The following is a 25,898-nucleotide window of genomic DNA, read 5'->3' on the forward strand; positions in this document are numbered from 1 at the left end:
GCTACAGCTGCCGGAACAATGGGCGGAACAAAAACACCTGTCGTTTTATCTGCAACGGATCAGACTTTAGTAGCAAACGCTCCGCTTGGAAGCGCATTAACACTTAATTTAGACTACACGATTCCAGCGGCGAAATCATCTTCTTCTGATATTTTAGGTAAACCAGCCGGAACTTATACGCAGACAGTAACTTATACTGCAACAGCTTTATAAATAAATTTTTCATATTAATATTTTGTGATTTGGTGTTTCGAAGGCTTCCTACAGGAGGCCTTTGATTTTGTATGTATTGATACCGATCTAGAGAAAATTCAAAAAAGTGTCTGTCAACAGTAAGGTAGAATCTATGTTTTTGACATTTAAATCTAATTAATATATCATGATAAACATTCAGTAAATTTATTAAGCCGTTTTATATTTTTTCAAGTTATCAAATCCAAAAAACGATTAAATTACTGAATATTTGGAGTGCTTAATACAGCGCGATCTAATTAAATATATTAGTTATAAAAGTTATATAATGAATATATTTAAATTTATGTTTTGTCTTTTATAATGATTGTTAACATATTGCATGACTTTTGTATATTTAAAACAATTACCTCACAAAACGATTATAATTATGATAATAGGATTAGACATTGGTACTTCATCTACAAAAGCCGTTGCATTTGACCTTGAAGGCAACGTTTTGGCAATACATAGTATATCTTATCCTATACTGAATCCTTTGGAAGGACATTACGAACAGGATCCTGAAGTTATTTATAGAGCGTGTATAGATTCTATTGCGCGTGTGATGATTGAATTACAGGACCTTAATAAGATGCTACAACCTATGTGTATTTCGGTTAGTAGTGCCATGCACGGATTAATAGCTGTTGACAAATTGGGCAAGCCACTCACAAATTGTATCATTTGGGCTGACCGGAGAAGTGAAGATATAGCTGTTGAATTGAAGGCCAATGAAAAAGGATCACTATTATATCAACAGACTGGAACGCCCATTCATCCCATGTCTGTGCTTTGCAAATTAATGTGGATAAGGTCCTATGATGAAAAAGTGTTCGTTCAATCGCATAAATTCATTGGTATTAAGGAATTTCTTTTTTACCGGCTCTTTGGTGTCTATCTGGTTGACCATTCCATTGCATCGGCTACGGGACTATTTGACATACACCAATTAGTATGGTCGGACTTAGCATTGAATGTAGCGGGAATCTCTGCCGAACAACTATCGACGCCTGTACCTGTTGATCATGTTTCAAGATTGCTCGATCCAGGCATCGCAGTCTCTATGCATATCCCCGAAGATACTTTATTTGTTATTGGCGGTAGCGATGGTTGTCTGGCCAATTTGGGAGTTGGAGCTGTGAAACCGGGAGTGGCTTCTGTAACTGTTGGTACCAGCGGAGCTATACGGGTAACCAATCCTCTGCCAAACCCGGAGAAAAAGCAGCGTTTATTTAGCTATCTCCTTAGGCCGAATGAATATATAATTGGAGGAGCTGTTAATAATGGGGGTATTTTACGGAACTGGTTTAGAGATACTTTCTCATACGAATTGGTTGAAAATATACAGGATAAAGATCCTGACGTTTTATTAAATGAAATGATAGATTCCATCGATCCTGGATCAGAAGGCTTGATTTTTTTGCCCTATTTAACCGGTGAACGTGCTCCTCACTGGAATTCCAATGCAAAAGGCGTTTATTTTGGAATACAGTTGCAACACACCAAGGCCCACTTCGCTCGTGCAATGATGGAGGGCATGCTGTTCGCAATCTATAGCGTTGGAATTGCGTTGGAGGAAAACACTGGTCCAATTCACAAAATATATGCAAGTGGCGGTTTAGCACGTTCTCAGAATCTGGTTCAAATGTTAGCAGATATTTTTAACAAGCCTGTTTTCATCAAAAACACAGTAGAAAGCTCTGCATGGGGAGCGGCACTAATAGGTATGGAAGCATTAGGAATTGAGTGTAAGCAATCGGATATGGCAGATAATGCTGAAAAATTTTATATGCCAAGTGGGGAAAATCATGCGGTCTATTTGAGAAATTTTGAACAATTTCAACGACTTTATCATAAACTAGAAGACGAGTTTTAATTATATCAATCGCTATGCCTTTATTAATTATCATATTTGGGGTGGTTATGCTACTCATTTTAGTAACTGTAATCAGACTAAACACTGTATTTTCCTTGCTTATAACATCTATCACCGTGGGCTTTGCCATGCGAATGAGCGTTGTGGAAATCCTTAAATCTGTTGAGACAGGAGCAAGTAGTACTATGGGACAATTAGGACTTTTACTGGCCTTCGGATCAGTTCTTGGAAAATTGATGACAGAAGGCGGTGCTGCAGAACGTATTACAACGGTATTGACAGCGGTATTTGGCAAAAAGAATTTACCGTGGGCAATGGTGCTTACGGGCTTTTTGGTAGGCATACCGTTATTTTACAATGTTGGATTTATCGTATTGGTGCCATTTGTTTTTATGGTTTGTGCGTCTAACAAATTGCCTATGCTGTATGTAGCCATTCCACTATTGGCAGCGCTATCCGTAACGCATGGTTATCTGCCTCCCCACCCTGGCGCTATGGCCATAGCGCTTACCTTTAAAGCTAACATAGGCTTGACGATGGTCTATGGTATTATAGTGGCGATTCCTGCAATCCTTATTGGCGGGCTTTTATTTGGACGAACGCTTAAAGGCATCGCAACTAACCCACCCCCAGAATTTTTTCCTCAAAAACGTCATGATGATGAAATAATACTTCCGGGGTTTGGAATTAGTCTGTTCACAGGCCTGTTTCCAGTATTGCTGATAGCGTTGGGTTCTTTTTCTTATTTGATACTGCCGGAAGGGTCATTTTGGCTGATAGCCCTAAAGTTTTTAGGGGATCCTGTTATTGCTTTAATGGTTGCATCACTATTGGCTATGTACACGATGGGCATTCGGCAAGGTAAAAGCTTAAAGCAACAGTCGGAAAGTGTGGAAGAAGCCTTCCGTGGTATAACTATGATCCTTTTTATTATTGCAGCATCAGGCGTTTTCAAGCAGATATTAGTGGATAGTGGTGTAGCTAACTATATAGCAAGTTTGACAAACAATCTCAGTCTTTCGCCGCTGGTACTTGCGTGGTCTATCGCAGGGATTATTCGCCTGGTTATAGGTTCAGCTAGCGTTGCCGGGCTTACGGCGGCAGGTATTATGCTGCCTATAGTACAGGCTGGCGGGGTTACTCCGGAATTAATGGTGCTGGCAACCGGTGCAGGCAGTCTGATGTTCTCACATGTTAATGATCCAGGTTTTTGGATGTTTAAATCTTATTTTGGAGTTAGTATAAAGGATACGTTTCGCTCTTGGACACTTATGGAAACCCTAGTGTCCATTACTGGATTAGCTGGCGTGTTAGCATTACAATGGCTGGGAATTTAATAATCAATGTTTCTATTGCCGACGGATTTCCAGTGTGCATGTGACGTGTCACAGAAAGACACCATTTGTGCGCTGAGGTCATTTAATTCGTTTATTGCTGCTCTACGATTAAGTTCGCTCTCGATTAGCTCATTCAGTTTTTCCGGCTCTATTTGCCCTTTATACATTTCTCTTAATTGCAGCTCTTTAAGCTCGCAAAGAAGATCAATTCCTTGTTCTGAAGCAACCGTAAATTTCGAAATTATATCCATTATTTAATTTTATTTTTCAAGCAAAATTAAATAGTTATACAATATCATGTGCAGTACAGAATTGTAGCAAATGATAGATACAGTTCAGTAAATATTTCGCTTCCTCCAGCCGAAATCGATTTTAATGAATTAGAAATTAACTTAACTAAAAAGCCGTTTCGCATTTTGGTTAAGTGTTGCCCCGATTCTGTTCATTCTATGAGTAATGTTTAGCGCAACTTTGTACTTATAAATCAAGATAATGAAAATAGTATTAACAGGTTCTCTAGGGAACATCGGAAAACCCCTTACCCAATTATTGGTTGAGCGGGGACACGAGATTAAGGTCATCAGCAGTAAAGAAGAAAGAGCTTCTGAAATTGAAAATCTGGGCGCTGTTGCAGCTGTAGGAAGTATTAAAGATGTAGAATTTTTAACGGAAACCTTTAAAGATGCTGATGCGGTATATTTAATGGAAGCCTGGGAAGGTATCGGAAGCCTTTTCGATAAAGAGATTGACTTCTTAGCAGAATTTAAAAATATTGGCCAAAATTATGTAAAAGCAGTCCAACGGTCAGGTGTCAAAAAAATCATCCACTTAAGCAGTATCGGGGCACATTCTGATAAAGGCAACGGAAGTCTTTTGGTGCATTATAATGTTGAGCAGATTTTACAGACACTTCCCAAAGATATTGCGATCAAATTTATGCGGCCTGTAGGGTTCTTCAGCAATATTTATCGCTGGCTTCCGACCATAGAGTCTCAGGGAAAAATTATTCAGAGCTATGGTGGATCACACAAGGAGCCTTGGGTTTCACCTTATGACATTGCAGCGACTATTGCAGAAGAAATGGAAAAGCCCTTCAGAGGAAGGACAGTTCATTATATCGCAAGCGATGAGGTTTCTCCTGAAGAAATTGTCAATACTTTAGGAAAAATAATAGGTAAGCCAGATTTGGAATGGAAAGTAATTCCGGGTGAGGAATTATTAAATCAAATGTTATCTGCCGGTGTCAATGAATGGATCGCTAAAGGAATGGTTGCCATGCAGAAAGCGCAGGGGGACGGTAGTCTATATGAAGATTTTTATGCCAACAAGCCAATATTAGGAAAAGTGAAATTAGAAGATTTCGCAAAAGAATTTGCTTACATCTATAAAGAAAATAAATTAAAATGAAAACAGCATTCATAACAGGAGCCAACAAAGGAATAGGATTTGAAACGGCTAAACAACTTTTAGAAAACGGATATTTTGTCTTTATCGGAAGCCGGAATATCGACAACGGCGAATCTGCAGTACAACAATTAAAAAAAGCAGGTTTCGAAAATATCCACGCAATCCGGTTGGATGTTTCTGACATTACTTCCATAGAAGAAGCAAGAAAAGAGATCGGAAAACAGACCGATATACTGGATGTACTCATCAATAACGCAGGAATAAACGGTGGGATGCCACAAGCTGCTCTGGAAGCGCCGGTAGAATCTTTTCAAAAAGTTATGGATACCAATCTGTACGGTGTTATCAGAATGACCCAGGCATTTATGGATCTCCTTAAAAAATCCGAACAGCCAAGAATTGTCAATGTCTCTTCCAGTGGCTGCTCGCTCACGCTGCATTCCGATCCAGAATGGATTTATTACAGTCACAAAGCCGCCGTTTATACTGCTTCAAAGGCTGCTATGAATATGTATACCATCAATCTCGCATACGAACTTCGCGATACAGCCTTTAAAGTCAATGCGGTATGTCCGGGATTCGTTGCTACGGATTTTAATAATCACAGGGGTACCGGAACGGTGGAAGAGGGTGGACAAAGAATAGCAAAGTATGCAATGATCACCCAGGACGGGCCGACTGGAAAATTCATCAGTGAAGAATATAATTCCGAAACAGGTGAAACACCTTGGTAATTAATTCACTATTTTTACACTACAACACCTGAAAAGTTTTATTCAGGTGTTGATTATTGAGATATAAAAATGAAAAGCAATCAAAATTATCTGCATAAATTTCAGTCGGTATCTGAATTCCATAAGATGTTCGGATTAGCAAAACCTGAACATCCATTGGTCAGTTTTATCCGTCTGGAAGATATGACCCTACCAGCAGAAGGACTATCGGAAAATATGATATTGGACTTTTATAAAATAGCCTACAAAGATACTATCGGCAGAGCTAAATATGGCCAGCATCAATATGATTTTGGTGAAGGAGGTCTGGTATTTACTGCTCCGGGACAGGTTTTTGAAAAGCCGAAGAATAATAAAAGTAAAGGGTTCATCATTCTGCTGCACCCTGATTTTTTGCTTTCCTATCCATTGGCAAAGAAGATCAAGCAATACGGCTTTTTTTCCTATTCAACGGACGAGGCATTGCAGGTGTCAGAAAAAGAAAAGGAGACCTTATTTTCAGTATTTAAGATTATTGATGAGGAGCTTAAAAGCAGAACAGATGACTTTAGCCAGGATGTTGTCATCTCGCAGCTAGAACTGCTTCTGAATTACAGCAGGAGGTATTATAAACGACAATTTATCACGTACAAGGCAGTCAATGATCATCTCATTGAGAAGTTTGACAAAATTCTGGACCATTATTTTAATAATGATGAGGAATTGCAGAACGGAATGCCGACGGTGCAGCACCTGGCCGATCAGCTAAATGTCTCGGCAAGCTACCTGAGTGATATGCTGCGTTCTTTGACAGGACTTAACACGCAGCAGCACATTCACAACAGATTCATTGAAACCGCAAAGGAAATATTATCAATCACTGATATGTCGGTATCTGAAATTGCCTATCATATGGGTTTCGAATATCCGCAGTCTTTTACCCGCTTATTCAAAAGCAAGACCAATCAGACCCCTTTGGAATTCAGAAAGTCATTTAATTAGGGTAATTCCTGAATATAAATCAATACAATAGGTGTTATCATTTCTAAAATGATGATTTGTTATCAGATTCTAATTGATTAATTTAAAGAATATTTGAAAAAATATGGTAATATATGCCTACATTTCAACATAAACCGGGAAATTTGTTCAGGAAATTGAATGATAGAAATTCAATAGATATCTGTAAAATTGTCTGAGTAAAATGTGCTATACCTTTCTACTTTTCTAAAAAATATCAGCAGTTTCAATGGTAAGGCGTCTATATCAGGCAATGATCCTAATTTTAAAAGCGTATACAAAGCAATGACTGAATTTAATAGACGTAATACTAAATAATTATGCGATCATATATTTTTTTATTAACCATTTTTATTATGTTTTCTTGTGAAACTAAGGAAAACAAATGTTCTCTTGAAAAAAAGAATATAGGAAATATGAGTTTTCAAATGCCATCGGATTTTCAATTAAAAAAATCCAGTAGTATAGATTCTGAAACTTATAATATTTTTTATAAAAACAAGCGTATTGGTTCTTGTTATTTAGGTGGCTATTACAAACCTTTTGTAGAAGACTATTCAATTACAGAAGAAAAAGAAATTTATTAACAAGTTAAATCAATAAAATATAGCTCAAATAATGTTACCAAAGAAAAAAAAATAGAGGTCTAATTGGGATTTATTTTGATAGTATAGATGTACATAAAAATAAATTTACCATGGTTACTAATGATTTAAGTAATGAAAATAAAAATAAATTCTTAGAAATTTTTAAAACAATAAAAGCTAAATAATTTAAAGCCACCTCTATTTTAGTGGCTTTAAATTTAATAATACCCTTATCCTATGGTGCAGTTGCTGCAACGGTAGAAGCCTCAATTCCTATGGAACCACCGAAGATGACAGTTGGAAGCCATTGATATAGTGTGAAGGAATTTTAAAAGTGGCAAATGATCTTTTCTATGGTATACAGTTTTGTAAATTTCAGTAATTCCCTTATTTCTTCTGTTTCGAAAAATGCTCACAAAGACCCAAATCGAACAGTTAGAATTGGAGCTTCAGCATATTGTATCAGAAAGCAAAGAACTTGATCAGAACAAAAATAGAAAATGCACTCGATTCAATGGAAAACCTTGCAAACCTTTATCCCCAGGGAGATCTTTCAACAAAAAGAACAATAGGGTTTTGATATTTCCCCAAAAAGTCGAATTTGCCGGAAAAAGTTTTCAAATACCTAAAATGAATATTATTACCCAATATATCCATCAGTATAACAACGGATTAGGAAATAAAAAAACCGACAAAGAAGTGAAAAACTTCAAATGTCGGTCTTGTGAACATAACAGGACTCTATTCAAACCAATTATTAGAAGATATTGATAAAATTTTAAATATATTTAATATGATTTAGAAAGAGAAGATGCAGAGTTTTTATTTAAGTTGTATTCGAAGATTTTTTTGTTATATATACCGGAAGATTTAAGGATCTATTTAGAGATCCATTATGATGTGGTCAATAATTTTATCTATGGCGTGATAGGGCAGAAAAGAATTGTTTCTGATTATATGGTGGACGATGAAAACTTACCTGATTTGGACAGTAACTTGACTTATTTTCCTAAAACATATTTTGGTGATTCACGGGAAGGATACGATGTTCAGTACTTTACCAAAAATGAATTAATAAGCGATGTTCTAAAACACTATGACCGGTTCCTTAAGATAGTTGCTGAAGAGTCAAACGAAATGTTTATAAGCAGCGACAATAATTCTCAGTAGACTTAATACTTTAATCCAGGTTTCAACCAATCGGATTTCGGTTCACTTAAAAAAGACAAATATTTTAAAAACCATTCAATATAATTCCGGATTGGATAGCTAATCTTAATTAGTTATAAGAAGATTTAGTGATTATATGGCATTTTCGATTGATGATGTCTCCCCTAAAACATTCAAAATAAGATAATACAACATTTATTATCAAGCATTTCTTGCTATAATCAGGCTGATGTTGCTTTTTCATATTTTGTGAAAGCCATTTTTGAACTTTATGATTATGATAAACTGATTCAGAAAAGTTACTTATCAATGTTGATTATCTTGCTGCCTTATCATTTTACCTCTAACTTTGAGGGCTACGGAATGTTCTATAATTTTACTTAAATATTTTTTTAATTACATTTCCTATTTCTATAAAATCATCATGATTGGAAACATTTCGTTTTTCAATATTACTATTTTCGTATTCTGAGAAAGGGAAGATCAACAGATAATTTTTATTGAGTAAACTTCTGTTAAGTAATTCAGGGATCATTCTCATCCGTGGAATATAGGAATGCATTCCTCTTTTGGCCATAAAAATGATCAACCCTTCGTCATCTTTAATGCCTGAAGCCATTTCTTCGCTGTCTTCCCAGGTGTGTATCATTATAAATTCTGCTTCGATATTGGATTTTTTTATGATGCGCTGCAAAAGATTAGTGGTATTTTCAGGAGCATAAAAAACCATTTTTGCTCCAGAATTTTTGGCAATATTCCATACTCTGACCAGTGAGTGAAAAAAACCTGCTTCCTTTTGCGCATTTTTAGGAATTATCACTGCGTATTTTTTTATAGTAGATAGAGGCTGGACAGCATGATAGATGAAGATGTTTACATTATCGTTCTGTAGGTAACCATTATAAAGATTTTGTGCAAATGAAGTGGAAAACCCTTTTTCATCTTCCAAACCGATCATTAAATCAGTGATATTGTGCTCTTTGATCACATTATTAATTCCATTGATCACATCATTGTCATACCTTTTTAAGGCCTGAAGTGTTACATCTGCCGCTGCTGCTGTATATTTTGCCTGATGTAGCAACTTTTCGGCATTTTTAACTGAGGATTCATTCTTATCTTCATTAATAACATTAAGAGCAAAAAAATCCTGAGTATTCGAATGCGCCTTGATCAAAATTCCGAGATTAACCATTTTTTCAACAGTTTCTTCGTAGTTAATAGCCAAGAGAATATTTTCTTCTTCATGATTGTTACCCGAAACCGTATCTTCGTTGCTGCTTTCTACAATCTTCTGTCCAGCTGACATGGTAATAAAAGACGATATCGTACATGAGACAAGGATTAATAAAATGCTTCCATTCAGTACATGTTCGTTCAGTAATCGTACAGGTTCGCCGCTCTCAGTTTCAGAGATGATAATATTGTATCCTACGATCACAGTCGCTAATGTAGCAGCTGCGGAAGCAGAACTCAGTCCGAAAATCAGTTTACCTTCATCTTTTGTAAACCGAAATGTTTTCTGAGTGATCACAGCAGAAATGTATTTCCCTCCTATTGATGCAACGATCATGATCCCTGCGACTATCAGAGTATCGAAGCTGTTGAAAAAAACTTTAAAATCGATCAGCATTCCTACACTGATCAAGAAAAAAGGTATAAAGATAGCATTACCGACAAATTCAACACGGTTCATCAATGAAGAACTATGCGGTATTAGTCTGTTTAAAGCCAGACCAGCAAAAAATGCTCCTATGATGGCTTCTACGCCGGCTAATTCTGCTAACAAAGCAGCCAGATATATCATAACCAATACGAATATGTATTGTGAAATTTTATCATTAACTTTTTTGAAAAACCATCTTCCTAAGATTGGAAATACCAATAGGACAATCAGTGCGAAAATAGCAAAAGACCCTGCGAGCTTAATCCAGAACGCCATATTCACCTCACCTGTCACCATGCCCACGACTACTGCAAGTACTAGAAGAGTTGCCACGTCAGTAAGCATTGTTCCACCTACGGTAATATTTACGGCTTGGTTTTTTGCGATGCCCATTTTACTGATTAACGGATACGTTATCAATGTCTGTGAAGAAAATAGACTTGCAAAAAGTACGGAAGTAAGTACGGAAAAACCTAAAAGAAAGTAGGACCCTATAAATCCGAGGATAAAAGGAAAGATAAAAGCATAAGCTCCATAGCCTAAACTTTTCCACTTGTTTTTCTTAAAGTCTCCAAGATCTATTTCCAGACCTGCTAGAAACATAATGTAAAGAAGTCCCGTAGTTCCTGTAACAACGATGCTGCTGTCTCTGGTCAATACATTAAACCCATTTGGGCCGATAACAGCACCGGCAATAATCAGTCCGAGCAGATGGGGAACCTTGATTTTATTCAGTAAAATCGGTGCAGCGAGAATAATGACCAGAACCAAAAAAAACTTAAGGACAGGATCTTCAAACGGAAGATTTAGGTGTTGTAAGCTTAAAATCATAGGTGTTTTATTTTGAAGGTCTTGTCAATTCCACGTTAAACTTCGTCAGGCATTCATTATCAATCGTGACGGTTCTGGTCCCTTTTATTCTGGTAGACGAAATTTCATTGAGAACAACATTCATTTCAACGCTCTTATCGGCTGAAGAATCTGTTTTATACTGCAGGTGTACCTCGCCGTTTTCATATTTGCCAGAGTATAATCTGACCAATTTATTATTATTTATAATTTTACAAACCAGCGGCGTGGAATCATTATCAAACTCCCAGTTATCAACCCGTTGATCACCTATCACATAATCAGTGCAGTTTGATTCTGTGCAGATTACTGTTCCGGTCCATGTCCCCAAGACTTCTGGCGGCCATTCCTTGATCAATTTTACAGAATCTGTTTTCCTACTTAGAATACTGTCTCTCATCCTTAACAAGGATTGATAATCGGATTCTTTTTCAGCAAATGATTTTTCTTTATCCAGCAGCTGGAGTTCACGCTTGGCGATCTGCTGTTCTTTTGCTTTATCCGAACAATTCAGGCAAAATATAAACAAACAAAGAAGTATAAGTGGATATTTTTTTGACATGATATCGATTTTGGTTTTAGTAATATAAGAAATATGGCTGACATTACATAATGCATTTGATTTAATTTTCAGTTCTATAATCACTGGTTTTATTGATTTTTGAAACGCTTATAAATCTTTGTGATCACAATTTCGGGAATTGATTTTAACGTTTGCGCAGTATAATATCAATTGAATAAAGATGTGTAACTTAGTGTAATCAATTATTTTAATTGGACTTTCCGGAAATTATTTGGAGATACACCCCTGACAGATTTAAAATACTTTCCAAAATGAGAATTATCATTGAAGCCCAATTCATACGAAATCTCAATGATTGAAAGGGAGCTGTGAAGCAACAATCTTTCTGCTTCCAGGATAATTCGGTTTTTGATGACCTGCCCAGCTGTTATATCGAGGATTTCCTTTACCAACGTATTGAGATAGCTGGAATTTATATTTAATTTCTCTGCATATTTTGAAGTGGTTTTCAATTCCTTGTAATGCAGGTTTACAAGATCATTGAAATCATCTACCAATTTCTTCTTATGATCTACAGATCGGTTGATAAGGTCTTTTTTGGATGAATTTCTAATATATTTCAGTACAAAAACTTTAAGGAGCAGGCATAGGATCTCTTTTCTGGATTGTTGGTGAGATTGATATTCGCTCCTAAGTTCCTTTAATGTCTGCTTAATATCTGATATGTTTTCAGGTTTTAATGAAATAAAAGGTGGAACGTTATGAAGAGCAGTGTCGCTTTTGATCATTTTATTACCTGTATAAACGTGGTTGTAAAATGATTTGGTAAATAAAATGACTTCACCCTCAATAGATTGTTGGTCTTTGAAGTAGTAGACCTGATTATAGTTGATGAAAAAAAAAGTGTGTGATTTCAACTGGAATTCCCGGTTATCTATGATGATGGAGCCATCTGCATTTTCGAAAAGCAAGACGGCATAAAATTTATTTTTATAATGCAACCCTGACTTTAATTTACCATTAAAAGCAGAAAAAGGCATCATCAGAAATTCATTCCTCGTTTCTGAGTATATGTCGAGCCTGCCTAATGTCAAAGAAAGTATGTTTGGAATCAGATTCTTCTATTTATAATCAAATATATGGATATTAATTCAATTGCGATTTTAGGGCAAGAGTAAACTACAGTTAATTTATATTTTCTAAAATCTTAAGTTCTGCAGGATGGATTTTGTGATCGATCAACTTGTCAACATATTCGGAATTCATCGCCCGTAAAACAGCCAGATAACTCATGCTAAAATCTACAGTATCACCAACTTTCAAATTATTTAGGTTATCCGAGAGATCGAGGATCATCATATCCGAACTTGCACCTATGATCTTGACATCCTGCGTCATTGGTTCAATGTGTTTGTGGTCAATATCCAGCACACCCACGTCAACAATAGCTCTCACAGATGTTTTTCCTTTTTTTGCTATATCGTGTTGCGGTGTTTCGCCGGTAAGATTAGTTCCCGCGTCACCTGCAGGTATCATTGGCTTTTCTGCAATTTCAATGATCTCGGCGGTGAGTTTGAAAACATCCTGGTACATCCCGCTGATGATAGAATCGTTATAGACATCCGTTCCAAAAAATAAAGACTCTCCAATTCTGAAATGATTGATTCCGGAATGGATCTTATTCTGAAATATCAAAGGGATGGTGACCGATGATCCTGCGGAGATGAAAGGTATTCTTGCTTGATGTGATTCTTCGATGATCTCTTTAAAACTATGGAGCTTCATCAACTTTTTCTCATCCGGTAAAATACCATTCAGGCAATTAAGATTGGTTCCGATCCCGACAACATCGATGTTTGGAAATTTTTTCACTTTACCGAAAAAACGGGAGAGATCCCTGACCATAATGCCTTCCCGCAATTCACCCATCTCTACCATGATAACAATCTTGTGTATCTTGTTTTGCAACACGGCTTCTTTCGAAAGTGCTTTGATGGTTTCAATTTCACTGTTGAAACTGACATCGGCATATTTTACAATGCTTTTTGCCAATCGTTTAGCTGGCGGTTTTATATAGACAGTTTGTGTTTCGGGTGATATTTTTTTGATGTGCTTCAGATTGGTCAGTCTGGAGTCACAGATCTCCTTATCAGAAAATTCGAGCAGACATTCCAGAAATTTCTCGTTTCCACACAATAGCTTGGCCACTACCGCCCATTCGATGTGGTGTTCTGCAAAAAGCTGATCAAGATAATGGTAATTATATTTTAGTTTATTTGAATTGAGAGTGATGTATGACATTTTATTTTTTTAATCGCATTTCAAGATATTTGGTGGTAAAACCTAATTTTTTGTAAAGCTGCATGGCGGGATTTTCCGGTTCGCAATGTAGGGCAATGTCTCCCTCGCAAGAGTCAATGGCGTTTTGCATTAGAAGTTTGCCGATTCCCTGTCCGCGCAATTTCTTATCGGTTGCGATGTAAACAAGTATGTTTTCAGGGATATAACCGCCCATTCCGGTTTTGTTCAAGACTACTGCTCCCACAAGACTTTGATTGTTTTGGTCTGTTGCCGTAACAATGGTTCCGCCCGTTTTGTTTTGATAGCCTAAGGAATAGTTGACTGCGGCAGCAATGTCGCCTTGTGGATCGCCATATTGTTCCAGATGTTCAAAGAGAAATTTTACAATCTCTTCCTTCTGATTTTCTTCTATTTTATTTTTTTCTGAATATTTTTGTATTGTGATCATAGAATTGATTTTATCCCGGATGCGGAAGCGTGATATCATAACCGACATTGGCATTTGACGGGCTTTGCTTCTTTTGATATTTATTCTTTAGAAAAAATAAAGGAATATCCGTATTGTTGATTATTTGTTTGAGGAAGTTTTCCAGGAAAAATGATTTCCAGCTGTTTTCATCCTGGTAATTGAGAATGATAATGTCTGCTTCATCATCCTTGGAATGTTCTGAGATCTGTATTGCCTTTTCGCCGGTCATAACAAACTGAGATCTATATTCCTGCGAACTTTCTTCAAGTGTCCTTTTGACTTCCAGATAGGCACTTTTAATTTTACTGACATCTTCCTGATCGCTTATCCCTAGAAGATTAATGACACCTTTATTCTTTTCGGCAATAGTTACAGAAAGATCTATCTTATCTGAAAAATCGTCCAGTACCCTTACCGGAACAAGTATTTTTTCAAATGTATATTTTCTGCAATTTTCCGGAACTAAAAGCACGGAAGTGTTTGAACCCGTCAGGATCTCGTAAGATAATGAACCAACAATGACCTGAACAAAGTTTTGTTTTCCGGATGTAGCACAGACTACCAGGTCTACATCCTGATCTTCGATGACTTCGTTAATGCCATGTATCAGACTATCATTTTTAAGCATGGTTTCAATGATTAATGTTGGATACTGAGCCTTTACAGACACTTCGATTTGGCGCAACGCATTTTCGGCTCTTTGCACATTGTCTTTTACAATATCGGCACCCAATAATTGTTTTCCGGTCTTGTCGATCACAAAGAAATTATCAATATTGTGCAGTACAATCAGACGTGAGTGATGCCTTACTGCAATATTTAGTGCCATCAACAATGCATTCTGCGATTTTTCTGTGAAATCGGTGGTTAAAAGGATTGTATTGATTGAATTATGCATTTGAAATGGTATTTACATCAGTATATTATTTGCAAATTTCGCTAATGCTTATGATAATGTATGTTAGAAAATGCTGTGAAAGTGGTATAATTTATAGAAAAGCTTGTAGAATGAATGAAACTGAAAACTGTATATTTGATAACTACTTTGTTGTTTCTGCTAGTGAGATGCGTTCTGAAAAAAGATAATTTGAGAGCGGTTACTTTCACAAAGTTTGCGGGTTTAATATTAGCGTAAACGTTTTAAGGGATATAATGAAAGTAAATAGTTCTATTGATCTATTTTTTAAATCTTATTAATTATGATAGAGAATGTCTTTTTAGCAGTTGGGAAAGCCTGGTAAGAACTTTTATTGTAGGCTTGTTAGTTTTCTTTGCACTGATACTGATGCTCAGGATATCTGGTAAAAGAACATTATCTCAAATGAAAGAGTTTGATTTTATTGTTACCGTTGCTTTAGGTTCAACGTTGGCCACAGTAGTGCTGAGTAAAGATGTTTCGCTGGCAGACGGTACTTTAGCACTGGCGATGCTGATCTCTCTACAATATCTTCTTGCTTACCTATCCCTTCGGTCAACCAAAGTTTCGAGGCTGATCAGTTCAGATCCAACGCTCTTATTCTACAGAGGAGAATTTCTGTGGGATGCTTTGAAAAAAGAACGTGTGACGGAAGGAGAAGTACGCTCTGTATTGCGAAAAAATGACATCAGCTCATTGCAGGAAGTTGAAGCCGTCGTAATGGAATCAAACGGCCAGCTGACTGTAGTAAAAACCGGTTCTCTGTCAGATGTAGATTCTCCATTATACAATGTGACAAGAATTGATTAATTTTCATTTTTTGTCAACAAATAATTTCTGCCATACTAAGGTAGAGTGTTATTAATCAATTGTCATCCAAGTTATATTATGAATAAAAAAGCATTGAAAAATCTGAGAATTTTATATAAAAATATTACCACAAGCATTGCGTTTATTCCGGGAACGGTAGCAATTGGCTTTTTACTGCTTTCATTTTTGATGGTGCAGTTTGATTTCTCTGAAACGGGAAAAGCAATCAAGAGTAATGCACATTGGCTGACCTTAAAAGATGCCAGCACCGCAAGAACTATTATTTCAACGATTACCGGGGGAGTCATATCGCTCACGGTCTTCAGCTTCAGTATGGTCATGATCCTTCTAAATCAGGCAGCTTCCCAAATGAGCAATCGTATTCTTGACAAACTTATAGGAAATCCTTTTCAGCAGACCATACTAGGTTTTTACATAGGGACAATCGTTTATGCGCTTTTTTTACTAAGTACGATTAGGGATATTAATTCAGGTATTTATGTGCCTGCAATCAGTACCTACTTTTTAATCGCACTAACTGTAGTCGATATTTTTTTATTTATATATTTCCTTCATTACGTCACACAATCAGTAAAATATGACACCATTATTCACCAGATCTATGATGCAACAAAACAATCATTAGAAGAGATTTGTACCAGAGAAGATTCTGACTACAGTCCAGAATTGTTTACAGAAAAACAGGTGTCGGTCAATTCTTACAAATCAGGTATATTTCAGGGATTTTTGCGCGATGGTCTACTGAGTATATGTGAGAGAGAGGATTTGGTAATATCTTTTAATTACCCGGTAGGGACGTTTATTTTAAAAGATTTACCATTCTTGGTCGTCAACAGGGAAATGTCTGCTGAAGTGCAAAGTGAGCTTAATAGCCTGATAGATATCCACCGAGGTCAGAATATCGATTCTTCCTACCATTATGGTTTTAGACAATTGATGGAAGTAGCTGTGAGGGCATTGAGTCCGGGAATCAATGATCCGGGAACTGCTGTTTTGAGTCTTCAGTCGTTAAGTCACCTCTTAGCCTTCCGCTTAAAAAACATGCCGTCAAATCAAATTAAGGACGATAATGGAGTCATAAGAGTGCGTACGAAAGAACGTTCATTTAGTGATCTTCTTAATGATTATGTCTATCCCATCTGGGACTATGGCAAAGGAGATCGTCTTTTGGTGAACGAGATGTATCACATACTTGTGCAGTTGCATACGTTGCAAAATATAAAAGAAGTAAGTGAACTGCTGACCGTTGTGGAAGCTGTAAAACTTAAAATGGATTTAAGCGCAAGCTAAGTGCTGCTTTTATTGCACTGTCATATGATAAATAATGCTGAAACAAAGATTAATTTAAAAACAATAAAATTATGGGAATGCTGGAACTGATCTCTCTAATTATCGTATTGTCGGCCGCATTAGCCTACTTCAATATCCGATTTCTAAAACTGCCTTCCACCATCGGGCTGATGATTTTGGCATTGGTTCTATCTTTATTTATCCTGATGCTTGGTGCAATTTCTCCTTTGGGAGGGTTTATGCAAAATTTGGTACTTCAGATAGATTTCTCAGGTTTCCTACTGGACTTTATGTTGGGCTTTCTGCTTTTCGCTGGTGCTTTACATACAGATGTGAAAAAACTTCGCCGGGCAAAATGGGCAATCATCATTTATGCAACGTTCGGTATTCTGATCTCAACTGTATTGGTTGCCGTCGCTGTTTACTTTTTGCTTCCGGTTTTTTACCAACAGATAGATTTCATTTATTGCTTACTTTTCGGTGCACTTATCTCACCTACAGATCCGATAGCTGTACTGTCTATTTTGAAAAAAGCAGGTATTTCGGAGTCAATTGAAACAAAGATTACAGGTGAGTCATTGTTTAACGATGGGATAGGTGTCGTGGTATTTCTGTCACTTTTCAGTATTGCGAGTCAAGGTTTTGATGAGGTTAGCACTTCTCATATTGTGATCCTTCTCGCAGAAGAGATTGTAGGCGGGATTTCATTGGGGCTTCTGTTGGGATATGTTGGTTTTGTAATGTTAAAGAAAATAGACCACTATCAGACCGAAGTATTGATCACCTTGGCCATGGTCATGGGTGGGATTTCAGTTGCACCGGTTTTTCATTTTTCCGGTCCACTTGCCATGGTCGTGGCAGGATTATTCATAGGGAATAAGGGTGCGCTCGAAGCTATGTCAGAAGAAACAAGTGACTATATTCATAAATTCTGGGAAATGGTAGATGAGATTTTTAATGCTATTCTGTTTGTACTGATCGGCTTGGAACTATTGGTGATTCCGTTTGAATTATCTTTTTTGTATGTTGGGCTGTTGGCTATAATCATTGTCATCCTTAGCCGTTTCATTTCTCTGGCCGCACCTTCATATATTTTCAAGCTGAATTACGAGTTTCCCAAGAAAACCTTCTTAATAATGACTTGGGGTGGTCTTCGCGGTGGCATTTCAATAGCATTGGCGTTGTCTCTGGCGTCAAATATGGAGCGGAATCTGATCGTTTCTGTTACCTATATCGTTGTTCTGTTTTCTATAATTGTTCAAGGACTCACCTTGGGTAAATTAGTCAAAAGGCTGAAATAGGAGGGTTTGATAAGGATATTTCTTTGTCGCGAGCATTGGCAAAGTTAAGAAGAGCACCATACGAAATATAGATCAGGTAAGCGCCGCAAAACAATTTTATTAGCCCTGACATTGATCTTTAATCATTTTTACATTATTAGCACAAAAATAAAGGCGTGAATAGGTACTGATTATAATTTTTAATTATTGTTCTATCGGAGTTCTAATTTCAAAAACAACAAAATAAGCCGTGGTGGGATATTTGTTATTTTACCTCAAGCCGCTTGAGTATTACAGCTTCGCCTAAACGTACTGAATATTATAGTAATTCACAAAATCCTTTTTAGCAATAATAAATTTACGTCCTCTATGGATCAATATCTAATTATTTTAGTAATACTCGACGCTGCTATTTTCAGTGTGGTGTGGATGCCCAAAATGACAAAAAAAACTGGCATCTAGTACTCTATTTTTTATGTAACAACAGGATTTTCACTTTATCGTGTGGCTCCCGGTTCTTTTCCGGATCCCCTGCGCCAAAAAAAGAAGAACTGACGCTCCATTTAACAGATTGTAATTATATCGCAGATGTGTACTGGTAACAGATAGACCGGAAATTTTCTTTTAAACATGGTCATCCCCTTTGAGACATTGCTACGGCAGTTGTACAACAGCCTTACGAAATTACCGAAACACTTGGTACCGAAATAGCTGAGATCAGTTTAACTCTAAACATTTATCCAATCCGACTCAGGATGTCCTTAACCTTACTTTATATTTTAAAAATTATAATAGGTACCGCTACGATCTCTTTGACGGCACTGGAAAATTCATCACCGGTAATATGATCAGTCAAGCGAAGACACTATACAGATGATTGCACTCCCCGCAGCACTTTATAAACTTAAAGTTTTAATTGGCGGCAAAGTGATTAAAATCTTCAAGTCGTAAAAACAGATAAATAATTACTAACATAAATTAATAACCTATGAAAAAGCTTTCTTTTTTAGCGGCCTTTTTGCCTTTTCGCAAGCACAAGATGCGATGAGTACCAGGCAATCATTCGAAATTCAAGCAACCAATTAGTAAAGAATCAAAGAATTTCGCTGCGTTTTTCGATTTTGAAAGGATCGGCAAACGGAACAGTCTTTTATGCTGAAACACAGTTACATCCAACAAATGTTAATGGGTTTATTACTATCAAGATTGGAGTTGGCAATCTTCTTAGTGGTTCATATTCTGAAATCAATTAGGGAGCAGATACTTACTTTTTAGTAAAGCTTCTTTATTTTTGACATTCAACTTGATTATGTAGTAGGATTGTCCCACCCTCACTAGAAAGTTGCAATCCTGAACCATTTGCCCGTAAGCAAGTCTATAAGGCAAGATTCTGAATTTTGGTTGAATACTACGTAGATTCTGTTAATTCTATAAATATTGTTTAGCGTATCGACTACTTAAACATAACTTTGAGCTATGCCTATTACGATCCATCATCACTCTTCTGGTTTTTTACTGTAGAAGTCCTCTTATATCATCCGAAGAGGGCTCTTCGAATACTTCCAGATCGAAATAGTGAATTGCAGCGAACAAATGATCAAAAATATCGGACATCGTATCTTCATAAAAAGCCCAACTGGTACCTTTGGTGAACATATATAATTCAACAGGAAGACCTTTTGAAGTAGGAGGCAGCTGTCTGACCATTAAAGTCATTTCTTGATTGATATCAGGATTGCTTTCAGAAAAGAAGGTAATGTACTTTCTGAGGAGGCCGATGTTTGTCATTCTTCTTCCGTTTACTTTTACATCGCTATCAAAATTATGCTTTGAATTATATTCTCTGATGCGCTGTTCCCGCTCTTCAATAAATGACGTTAATAAGGAGATTTTTTTAAGTTCTGAAAGATCACTTTCATCCATGTAGCGAATGGTAGAAATTTTTATATTGATCGCTCTCTTGATACGCCTTCCCCCGGTCTCCTGCATTCCCCTATAATTTTTAAAAGCATCACTCAAAAGGGTATATGTCGGTATGGTCACAATAGTTTTGTCGAAGTTCTGGACTCTGACATTATTTAAATTGATTTCAAGAATATCTCCGTCCACGCCATATTTCGGCATCTCAATCCAATCACCGACCCGTACAGAGTCGTTTGCTGAAACCTGTATACTGGCCACAAATCCCAGAATGGTATCTTTGAATACCAGCATAAGGACTGCTGAGGCAGCTCCCAGAGAGACAAGGAAGGACCAGGGCGAGCTACCTGTAAATATAGAAACAGTAAGGGTAAGCAGTATGAAAATTAAAAATATCTGAAGCACCTGCAAATAACTGTCCACCGGTTTGTTTGCAAATGCCCGGGAAGTTCTCAGTGCATCCCTTCCCGCTCGGAGTAGGCTGTTGGAAAATTTGTACAGGAAGAACAAGAGCAACACGCTCAGGATTTTGTCAAGCAGGCTGTTTAAATTAGGGAGGCCATTAAATATCACGGGACAAAGCTGCTGCGAGACTCCGGTGAGAATTAACCTGATTAGATAAGTTAATATTTTATTTCGGGACAGATGATTCCCCCATCTCTCATTTTTTTTGCGAATGAACCGCAGAAGTACGGAGTTTAAGAAGAAGCGGAGGATATAATCTACGAGTAGAAGAAACAAAATTAATGAAATGAGTAATATGGAAACTGTACTTAATTGTGCAGCCTGATCGCCAAGTCCCATAAAATGAGAAAGTTGCAGTGTCCAATCGTATAGGGTGCTCGTCTGTTCTTTAATGCTAATCATCTTAGATTTTTAGAATGAGCAGTCTAATTTACAAAAAGTAAATTTCACGAACTTTGCTCAAGATTATGGATGTCCTAAGCAAACAATTTTTTTTTTTAGTTTCCCCAATTACAATGCCAAGTCTTATGATAGATTCCGTGCTATGTCTTTAAATATTAAGTATTTTATAAATTTACTTTACAGGCAATTATATGTTTTTTTAATAATATGATTGTCATCTCCCCAGTTCACTTATGGAAATAGTCAGTGCAGAACACCCTATCAATGTAATATTAATATTTCCCATTTTACCTAGAACATTTTATTTGAAAACCTTCGGATTCCGTCCGAAAACAATCATACTCGCTTTTTTCGATAATAAATCTTGATTTATGGCTTCTATTGATATTTGAAATTCCTTGAAAATATTTATCATTTATAAGAATCAGATCTATCTATGCTAAACCATTTTATTTTTGCTTATAATTTTTTTTAAGAAAGTGTTGTTTTTATGATGATCCTTATCTGTAATTTCTTTCAGCAATTTATCGTTCGAAGATTGGTGCAAAATTTTTTATTGCAATTGTTTGAATAATTGCAAACCTTTGGCTTTGCAATTGGATGATCTTTCTCACATTATACTGCAGACTTTACTGTATATCCGAAGTTTTTTCAAATCTTATAGTTTGCGCTTTACTGCCTGCACAACTAATTATAAGCAATAATTCGTTTTAAATTTATTGCATTGAAAAGTGAGACTTTCACAAATAATATCTTTATACAACGAATGATTTCCGTTTTCTATTTTGATGTTGTTAAAATGATATCTGAGATATTATCGATGCATATTAATTGGGCTTTTTATTCAGCAAATAAGCATACGCCTCCATTCCTTTGGTGTGCTCGAAAATTACTTTCAGTACTGCAATTAATGGAAGCGCAATAATCGCACCCACCGCGCCCCAAACTGTGGAAAGTACAATGACCCCAAAAATAGTAATGAAAGGATTGAGATCTGTTTCATCCCCGATAATCCAGGGCGTTAGGAGATAATTTTCTACCAATTGTGCAACAGAAATAACTGCCACGACGATTAGTGCAGGAGTAGTACCAGCATAAAGGTAGCTCATGATCACCGCGATCCCACCGCCTATCAGATTTCCCACGTAAGGAATAATAGAAAATAGCGACGCAAATAGGGCAAGAAATAAAGCGTATGGAACGGAACCTACCAGAAAACCGATATAATAAATAACAAATAAAAAGAACATAATCTTTCCTTTGCCCACTAAATAATTGCTGATATTTTTGGAGGCCTCTGATAAAAGGGAAGACATTGCGTCTGAATCGGAGACAACTTTTTTGAAAAAGTTGATGAACATTTTTTTCTGGAGTAGAAGTACAATGATATAGATGAAAATGACAAGAGATTGAGAAAGTACATTAATAAGCGATTTTATGACGATGCCCGCTGCGCTTTCTACGCGGCCAATGATTTTGCTATTATTGCTTACATAATCTTTATAATCCCAGTTGAGGTTCTCATTGGCCCATTCACTCAGTTGGTTAAGTTTTTCAGTTCCTTTTTCTTTTAATTCCGGCCAGTCACCTGCCATCGTGTTGAGTTGGGAACCGATGAGCCACGAAAGCAGAAAAAACACCACCAACATTAAAGTGACTGAAATCACGATTGCCCAAATGTTTGGAATGCCCCAATTTGTAAATTTTTTGGTCGGTTTATCCAGTAGCACAGCTATAATTACCGCCACCATCAAAGGCAGTAATAATCCTGACCCTATGGTCATCAGTGTTAAAATACCACCGGCAATCAAAAGAGTTTTAATGATTATGTTTGCGGATATTTCAATTTTTGAGTTGGTCATCATGTATAAAAGGAATTAAGGTTACAGAGTTTGTTACAAATCAGCATTTATTCTTGGTTTAAATGAGAAAGGAGGGTTAAAGATACAGAATTTTAAAGACTCTTCGTTTGTCCCATTTTATTGATACTTATGATCAAAAAGCGATGCCTAAAGCCGAATATTCCGGAGGAATAGACACAGTGGGGGGGGGAAGCATCTTATCTGGTATGTTAAAATCAAATATAACCGAGCAGTTACCACTTGCGGTAATGTGGCTTCTGCTGAAATTTCAACAATTATTTTCCCATTTATTTTTAGGAGAATAAAACTTATAGAGATAGATTCCGTCAAGCAACCCATCGCATTTAAGAGTGAAATATGGAATTTACTGGCTCAGGATTGGAAGCCAACACATTTGAAAGAAATAGTCAATGAAATTACTATAGAGAACTACCTGATGTTTTCACCGAAATTTTAAATGGAAATGCCAAAGGTTTGTTGTAAAAACATTCCTATTAGATTTATACATGATCCAAAGGATACTTTTTCAAGCAGAGAATTAGATAGCGGGCTTAACGTCTTATGTTTATGTCCGCTATTCTACTTCAATTTTAAAGTCTGATGTTAAGGAACAAAGGATTCAGCATAAATTGAATGGTAACTTAGTTATCCGGCTATAAGTTGTATTAACTTTGTCTAATGAGGGAATTTATAAATTTTCTGCTGCAGTTTGGAAATCTTGAACAGCACCAGATTGAATTAATAACAAACAAGTCGATAGAACTGGAACTGAAAAAAGGCGGATATTTTTGGGAAGCGAAAAAAGCTTCGAAGCATGTCGGTTTTATGAAGTACGGTATTCTTCGCGTTTATTATGACAACGATAAAGGAGATGAAGTCACCCATTACTTTGTGGAAGAAAATCATTGGCTGTCAGACTGGGATAATGCAGGTCACAGTACTATACCTGCTGCAAATTTACAGGCAATAACTCCATGCTCTTTTGTTGCTTTCTTAAAAAAAGACTGGAGCGAGCTATTACAGTCGGTTAATGGATTAAATGAAATCATTCAAAAGATCATCATCGGTCATAAAATCAAAAAAACTGGAAAGAAGAAGTCCATTGATCTCAGAAGATAGCACCGAACGCTATTTGTCTTTTTTAGAAACATATCCAAATATGGTCAACCGCATCCCCCTGTCCTATGTTGCCTCATACCTGGGAATGAAACAGCAATCCCTAAGCAGGGTACGAAAGGGTATACGCTAAACACTTTTTCACAAATGTTAAAAGAAGTAATTTTTTGTTGACCCAAATTTGCAAAGTCAAATTTAAATCAATAAAAAATGAAAAAAGTATTTATTACAGGAGCAAATAAAGGAATAGGTTTCGCTACGGCAAAACAACTTTTACAAAAAGGATTTTATGTGTATCTGGGTTGTCGAAGCCGGGAAAGGGGGTTAGAAGCATTGGATAACCTAAGATCTGAGGGACTAATCCATTCTGAAATCATGCAGATTGATATTACCAAGGACGAGTCTGTAAAAAATGCTCGGATTGAACTTGGAAAAAAAACAGATCGATTAGATGTACTCATCAATAATGTAGGTATTACCGGCAATATGCCGCAAGATGCGCTTTCTGCAACTGTTTCTGAATTTGAAAAAGTCTTGGACACCAATTTATATGGCACTTTAAGAGTCGTTCGGTCATTTATTGATCTCTTACAAGTATCTGCAGAACCACAAATCATTAATATCAGTTCAAGCATTGGCTCACTGAAGCTTCATAGCGATACCAGCTGGAAATATTATGAAAATGCCAATCTATTTATGGTATATGCTGTATCAAAAGCTGCGCTTAATATGTACACTATTTCGCTGGCAAACCAGCTTCCAACATTCCGGGTTAATCTTGTTGATCCAGGATTTATAAAAACTGATCTTACTAATAATCAAGGTACTGGAACGCCTGAAAATGCTGCCAATACGATTGTTAGTACAATGCTAGATAAGAATTTTCCAACTGGGAATTTTATAAGCGCAGACCATGATCCTGAAAGGAAGGAATGTCCGTGGTAAAGTTTTTATGCATGAAAACTGATTACAAGAGAGAGTATAGGAGCACTGAGTTTAAAATTATGATATTTTTTCTTCCAGAATTAGCAGGAATATTTTAATACATATATCTATCAAAAAAGAGTCTGCCTGAGTTTAGATAGACTCTTTTTTTTGTCAAAAAATATATATCGCCATACATCAATTACGACGGCTTTGGAAAATAAATTCTTTGTAACACTAAATGATATATTAGCGCACCGGCAAAGTAGCAAATAACATCCATAAAATCAGCTGTATATCTTGCTGATAGTAACGGACATATAATTTCAAATACAATGGTCAGATTAAGTGCTGCTCCCAGCAAAAACTTCAGATCAGGTCTCCAATCCGCATAAAATGTAAGCTTCATGATTTTCATTATGGTATAACTGAACATAGGTACACTGTAAAGATCAGTCAGATGATCATTGACCAATGGTATGATTATACCATTCCTTTTCAATAATGCGATACTTCCCCAAATGATAAGCCCTCCAATAAACCAATAAGAAATATTTAATTTTTTAAACATGCATTGCGCCTAAGATGATGCTCAATATAATTTGAATAACTTTTAGAAAAATATTGACGTCAGGTTTTTTCTTCTCCTCAATGGAACTATCTATATTTTCGCTGTCTTCGTAATTAAATAATTGCTTTCCTTCCATTTTTTTCTCGATCATAACAAAATTCATTCCTAC

The 25,898-nt window shown here is 36.5% G+C and carries 23 protein-coding genes and 1 pseudogene; 13 read left to right on the forward strand and 11 right to left on the reverse strand.

Going from position 1 to position 25,898, the window contains the following annotated elements; translation table 11 throughout:
- From BLT04_RS14085 to BLT04_RS14095, 3 genes and pseudogenes are all read left to right on the forward strand, one after another.
- Positions 1-213 (forward strand): annotated as a pseudogene (locus BLT04_RS14085) (peptidoglycan-binding protein LysM); the annotation flags it as partial.
- Positions 214-574: 361 nt separating this feature from the next.
- Positions 575-2,110: a gluconokinase gene (locus tag BLT04_RS14090; protein ID WP_228421960.1), complete on the forward strand. Its 1,536-nt coding sequence runs from the start codon at positions 575-577 to the stop codon at positions 2,108-2,110.
- Positions 2,111-2,124: 14 nt separating this feature from the next.
- Positions 2,125-3,447, forward strand: coding sequence for a gluconate:H+ symporter (locus tag BLT04_RS14095; RefSeq protein WP_089756451.1), 1,323 nt, complete (start codon positions 2,125-2,127; stop codon positions 3,445-3,447).
- Here the strand turns inward: BLT04_RS14095 and BLT04_RS14100 are convergent.
- Positions 3,444-3,698, reverse strand: a complete 255-nt coding sequence (locus tag BLT04_RS14100; protein ID WP_089756452.1) for a hypothetical protein — start codon at positions 3,696-3,698, stop codon at positions 3,444-3,446. The genes BLT04_RS14095 and BLT04_RS14100 overlap by 4 nt on opposite strands.
- A 241-nt stretch (positions 3,699-3,939) precedes the next feature.
- Here BLT04_RS14100 and BLT04_RS14105 point away from each other — a divergent pair, with 241 nt between their 5' ends.
- The 5 genes from BLT04_RS14105 to BLT04_RS14125 all read left to right on the forward strand — a co-directional run bounded on the left by BLT04_RS14105 (position 3,940) and on the right by BLT04_RS14125 (position 8,344).
- A complete protein-coding gene (locus BLT04_RS14105; protein ID WP_089756453.1) occupies positions 3,940-4,854 on the forward strand; it encodes an NmrA family NAD(P)-binding protein in 915 nt (304 codons plus the stop codon).
- Positions 4,851-5,588: an SDR family oxidoreductase gene (locus BLT04_RS14110; RefSeq protein ID WP_089756454.1), complete on the forward strand. Its 738-nt coding sequence runs from the start codon at positions 4,851-4,853 to the stop codon at positions 5,586-5,588. Before BLT04_RS14105 ends, BLT04_RS14110 begins: the two co-directional genes overlap by 4 nt.
- Before the next feature lie 69 nt (positions 5,589-5,657).
- A complete protein-coding gene (locus BLT04_RS14115) occupies positions 5,658-6,569 on the forward strand; it encodes a helix-turn-helix domain-containing protein (protein ID WP_089756455.1) in 912 nt (303 codons plus the stop codon).
- 374 nt (positions 6,570-6,943) lie between these two features.
- Complete coding sequence (locus BLT04_RS14120) at positions 6,944-7,174, forward strand: hypothetical protein (RefSeq protein ID WP_089756456.1); 231 nt, start codon at positions 6,944-6,946, stop codon at positions 7,172-7,174.
- A gap of 849 nt (positions 7,175-8,023) precedes the next feature.
- Positions 8,024-8,344 (forward strand): hypothetical protein, encoded by a 321-nt coding sequence (locus BLT04_RS14125; protein ID WP_185114306.1) that lies wholly within the window; start codon positions 8,024-8,026, stop codon positions 8,342-8,344.
- 376 nt (positions 8,345-8,720) lie between these two features.
- Here BLT04_RS14125 and BLT04_RS14130 read toward each other — a convergent pair whose 3' ends face one another.
- From BLT04_RS14130 to BLT04_RS14155, 6 genes are all read right to left on the reverse strand, one after another.
- Positions 8,721-10,841: a cation:proton antiporter gene (locus tag BLT04_RS14130; RefSeq protein ID WP_089756457.1), complete on the reverse strand. Its 2,121-nt coding sequence runs from the start codon at positions 10,839-10,841 to the stop codon at positions 8,721-8,723.
- Positions 10,842-10,848: 7 nt separating this feature from the next.
- Entirely contained in the window at positions 10,849-11,421 is a 573-nt protein-coding gene (locus tag BLT04_RS14135) for a hypothetical protein (RefSeq protein WP_089757285.1), read from the reverse strand.
- 203 nt (positions 11,422-11,624) lie between these two features.
- Positions 11,625-12,476, reverse strand: a complete 852-nt coding sequence (locus BLT04_RS14140; protein WP_139166251.1) for a helix-turn-helix domain-containing protein — start codon at positions 12,474-12,476, stop codon at positions 11,625-11,627.
- A gap of 91 nt (positions 12,477-12,567) precedes the next feature.
- Positions 12,568-13,683: an alanine racemase gene (locus BLT04_RS14145; RefSeq protein WP_089756459.1), complete on the reverse strand. Its 1,116-nt coding sequence runs from the start codon at positions 13,681-13,683 to the stop codon at positions 12,568-12,570.
- A gap of 1 nt (position 13,684) precedes the next feature.
- A complete protein-coding gene (locus BLT04_RS14150; protein ID WP_089756460.1) occupies positions 13,685-14,131 on the reverse strand; it encodes a GNAT family N-acetyltransferase in 447 nt (148 codons plus the stop codon).
- Positions 14,132-14,141: 10 nt separating this feature from the next.
- Entirely contained in the window at positions 14,142-15,050 is a 909-nt protein-coding gene (locus BLT04_RS14155; RefSeq protein WP_089756461.1) for a universal stress protein, read from the reverse strand.
- 273 nt (positions 15,051-15,323) lie between these two features.
- On the opposite strand from BLT04_RS14155, the gene BLT04_RS14160 reads away from it, so the two are divergent.
- The 3 genes from BLT04_RS14160 (at position 15,324) to BLT04_RS14170 (ending at position 18,490) form a co-directional block, all read left to right on the forward strand.
- Entirely contained in the window at positions 15,324-15,878 is a 555-nt protein-coding gene (locus tag BLT04_RS14160) for a DUF421 domain-containing protein (RefSeq protein WP_228421961.1), read from the forward strand.
- A 78-nt stretch (positions 15,879-15,956) separates the two neighbouring features.
- A complete protein-coding gene (locus tag BLT04_RS14165) occupies positions 15,957-17,189 on the forward strand; it encodes a DUF2254 domain-containing protein (RefSeq protein ID WP_089756463.1) in 1,233 nt (410 codons plus the stop codon).
- Between the two features lie 77 nt (positions 17,190-17,266).
- Positions 17,267-18,490, forward strand: coding sequence for a cation:proton antiporter (locus BLT04_RS14170; RefSeq protein WP_317040697.1), 1,224 nt, complete (start codon positions 17,267-17,269; stop codon positions 18,488-18,490).
- A 1,491-nt stretch (positions 18,491-19,981) separates the two neighbouring features.
- Here BLT04_RS14170 and BLT04_RS14175 read toward each other — a convergent pair.
- Together BLT04_RS14175 and BLT04_RS14180 are read right to left on the reverse strand one after the other, a co-directional pair.
- On the reverse strand, positions 19,982-20,908 hold the full coding sequence (locus BLT04_RS14175) for a mechanosensitive ion channel family protein (protein WP_170828484.1): 927 nt from the start codon (positions 20,906-20,908) through the stop codon (positions 19,982-19,984).
- A 1,175-nt stretch (positions 20,909-22,083) separates the two neighbouring features.
- On the reverse strand, positions 22,084-23,121 hold the full coding sequence (locus BLT04_RS14180) for an AI-2E family transporter (RefSeq protein WP_228421962.1): 1,038 nt from the start codon (positions 23,119-23,121) through the stop codon (positions 22,084-22,086).
- Positions 23,122-23,796: 675 nt separating this feature from the next.
- On the opposite strand from BLT04_RS14180, the gene BLT04_RS14185 reads away from it, so the two are divergent.
- Entirely contained in the window at positions 23,797-24,237 is a 441-nt protein-coding gene (locus BLT04_RS14185; protein WP_228421963.1) for a Crp/Fnr family transcriptional regulator, read from the forward strand.
- Positions 24,238-24,444: 207 nt separating this feature from the next.
- Entirely contained in the window at positions 24,445-25,179 is a 735-nt protein-coding gene (locus BLT04_RS14190; RefSeq protein WP_089756466.1) for an SDR family NAD(P)-dependent oxidoreductase, read from the forward strand.
- A 181-nt stretch (positions 25,180-25,360) separates the two neighbouring features.
- On the opposite strand, the gene BLT04_RS18935 is transcribed toward BLT04_RS14190, so the two are convergent.
- Positions 25,361-25,729, reverse strand: coding sequence for a hypothetical protein (locus BLT04_RS18935; RefSeq protein ID WP_089756467.1), 369 nt, complete (start codon positions 25,727-25,729; stop codon positions 25,361-25,363).
- Positions 25,722-25,892, reverse strand: a complete 171-nt coding sequence (locus tag BLT04_RS18940) for a hypothetical protein (RefSeq protein WP_170828485.1) — start codon at positions 25,890-25,892, stop codon at positions 25,722-25,724. The genes BLT04_RS18935 and BLT04_RS18940 overlap by 8 nt, the downstream gene beginning before the upstream one ends.
- Positions 25,893-25,898 lie beyond the last annotated feature (6 nt).

This window comes from Chryseobacterium soldanellicola (genome assembly GCF_900100115.1).
Taxonomy (GTDB): domain Bacteria; phylum Bacteroidota; class Bacteroidia; order Flavobacteriales; family Weeksellaceae; genus Chryseobacterium; species Chryseobacterium soldanellicola.

Bases quoted from the DNA above. Each gene is read 5' to 3' on its own strand.
- BLT04_RS18935 (WP_089756467.1), bottom strand. From the start codon at position 25,729: ATGTTTAAAAAATTAAATATTTCTTATTGGTTTATTGGAGGGCTTATC.
- BLT04_RS14150 (WP_089756460.1), bottom strand. From the start codon at position 14,131: ATGATCACAATACAAAAATATTCAGAAAAAAATAAAATAGAAGAAAAT.
- BLT04_RS14185 (WP_228421963.1), top strand. From the start codon at position 23,797: ATGAGGGAATTTATAAATTTTCTGCTGCAGTTTGGAAATCTTGAACAG.
- BLT04_RS14095 (WP_089756451.1), top strand. From the start codon at position 2,125: ATGCCTTTATTAATTATCATATTTGGGGTGGTTATGCTACTCATTTTA.
- BLT04_RS18940 (WP_170828485.1), bottom strand. From the start codon at position 25,892: ATGAATTTTGTTATGATCGAGAAAAAAATGGAAGGAAAGCAATTATTT.
- BLT04_RS14145 (WP_089756459.1), bottom strand. From the start codon at position 13,683: ATGTCATACATCACTCTCAATTCAAATAAACTAAAATATAATTACCAT.
- BLT04_RS14155 (WP_089756461.1), bottom strand. From the start codon at position 15,050: ATGCATAATTCAATCAATACAATCCTTTTAACCACCGATTTCACAGAA.
- BLT04_RS14105 (WP_089756453.1), top strand. From the start codon at position 3,940: ATGAAAATAGTATTAACAGGTTCTCTAGGGAACATCGGAAAACCCCTT.
- BLT04_RS14135 (WP_089757285.1), bottom strand. From the start codon at position 11,421: ATGTCAAAAAAATATCCACTTATACTTCTTTGTTTGTTTATATTTTGC.
- BLT04_RS14130 (WP_089756457.1), bottom strand. From the start codon at position 10,841: ATGATTTTAAGCTTACAACACCTAAATCTTCCGTTTGAAGATCCTGTC.
- BLT04_RS14165 (WP_089756463.1), top strand. From the start codon at position 15,957: ATGAATAAAAAAGCATTGAAAAATCTGAGAATTTTATATAAAAATATT.
- BLT04_RS14090 (WP_228421960.1), top strand. From the start codon at position 575: ATGACTTTTGTATATTTAAAACAATTACCTCACAAAACGATTATAATT.
- BLT04_RS14110 (WP_089756454.1), top strand. From the start codon at position 4,851: ATGAAAACAGCATTCATAACAGGAGCCAACAAAGGAATAGGATTTGAA.
- BLT04_RS14115 (WP_089756455.1), top strand. From the start codon at position 5,658: ATGAAAAGCAATCAAAATTATCTGCATAAATTTCAGTCGGTATCTGAA.
- BLT04_RS14180 (WP_228421962.1), bottom strand. From the start codon at position 23,121: ATGATGACCAACTCAAAAATTGAAATATCCGCAAACATAATCATTAAA.
- BLT04_RS14120 (WP_089756456.1), top strand. From the start codon at position 6,944: ATGTTTTCTTGTGAAACTAAGGAAAACAAATGTTCTCTTGAAAAAAAG.
- BLT04_RS14170 (WP_317040697.1), top strand. From the start codon at position 17,267: ATGCTGGAACTGATCTCTCTAATTATCGTATTGTCGGCCGCATTAGCC.
- BLT04_RS14100 (WP_089756452.1), bottom strand. From the start codon at position 3,698: ATGGATATAATTTCGAAATTTACGGTTGCTTCAGAACAAGGAATTGAT.
- BLT04_RS14190 (WP_089756466.1), top strand. From the start codon at position 24,445: ATGAAAAAAGTATTTATTACAGGAGCAAATAAAGGAATAGGTTTCGCT.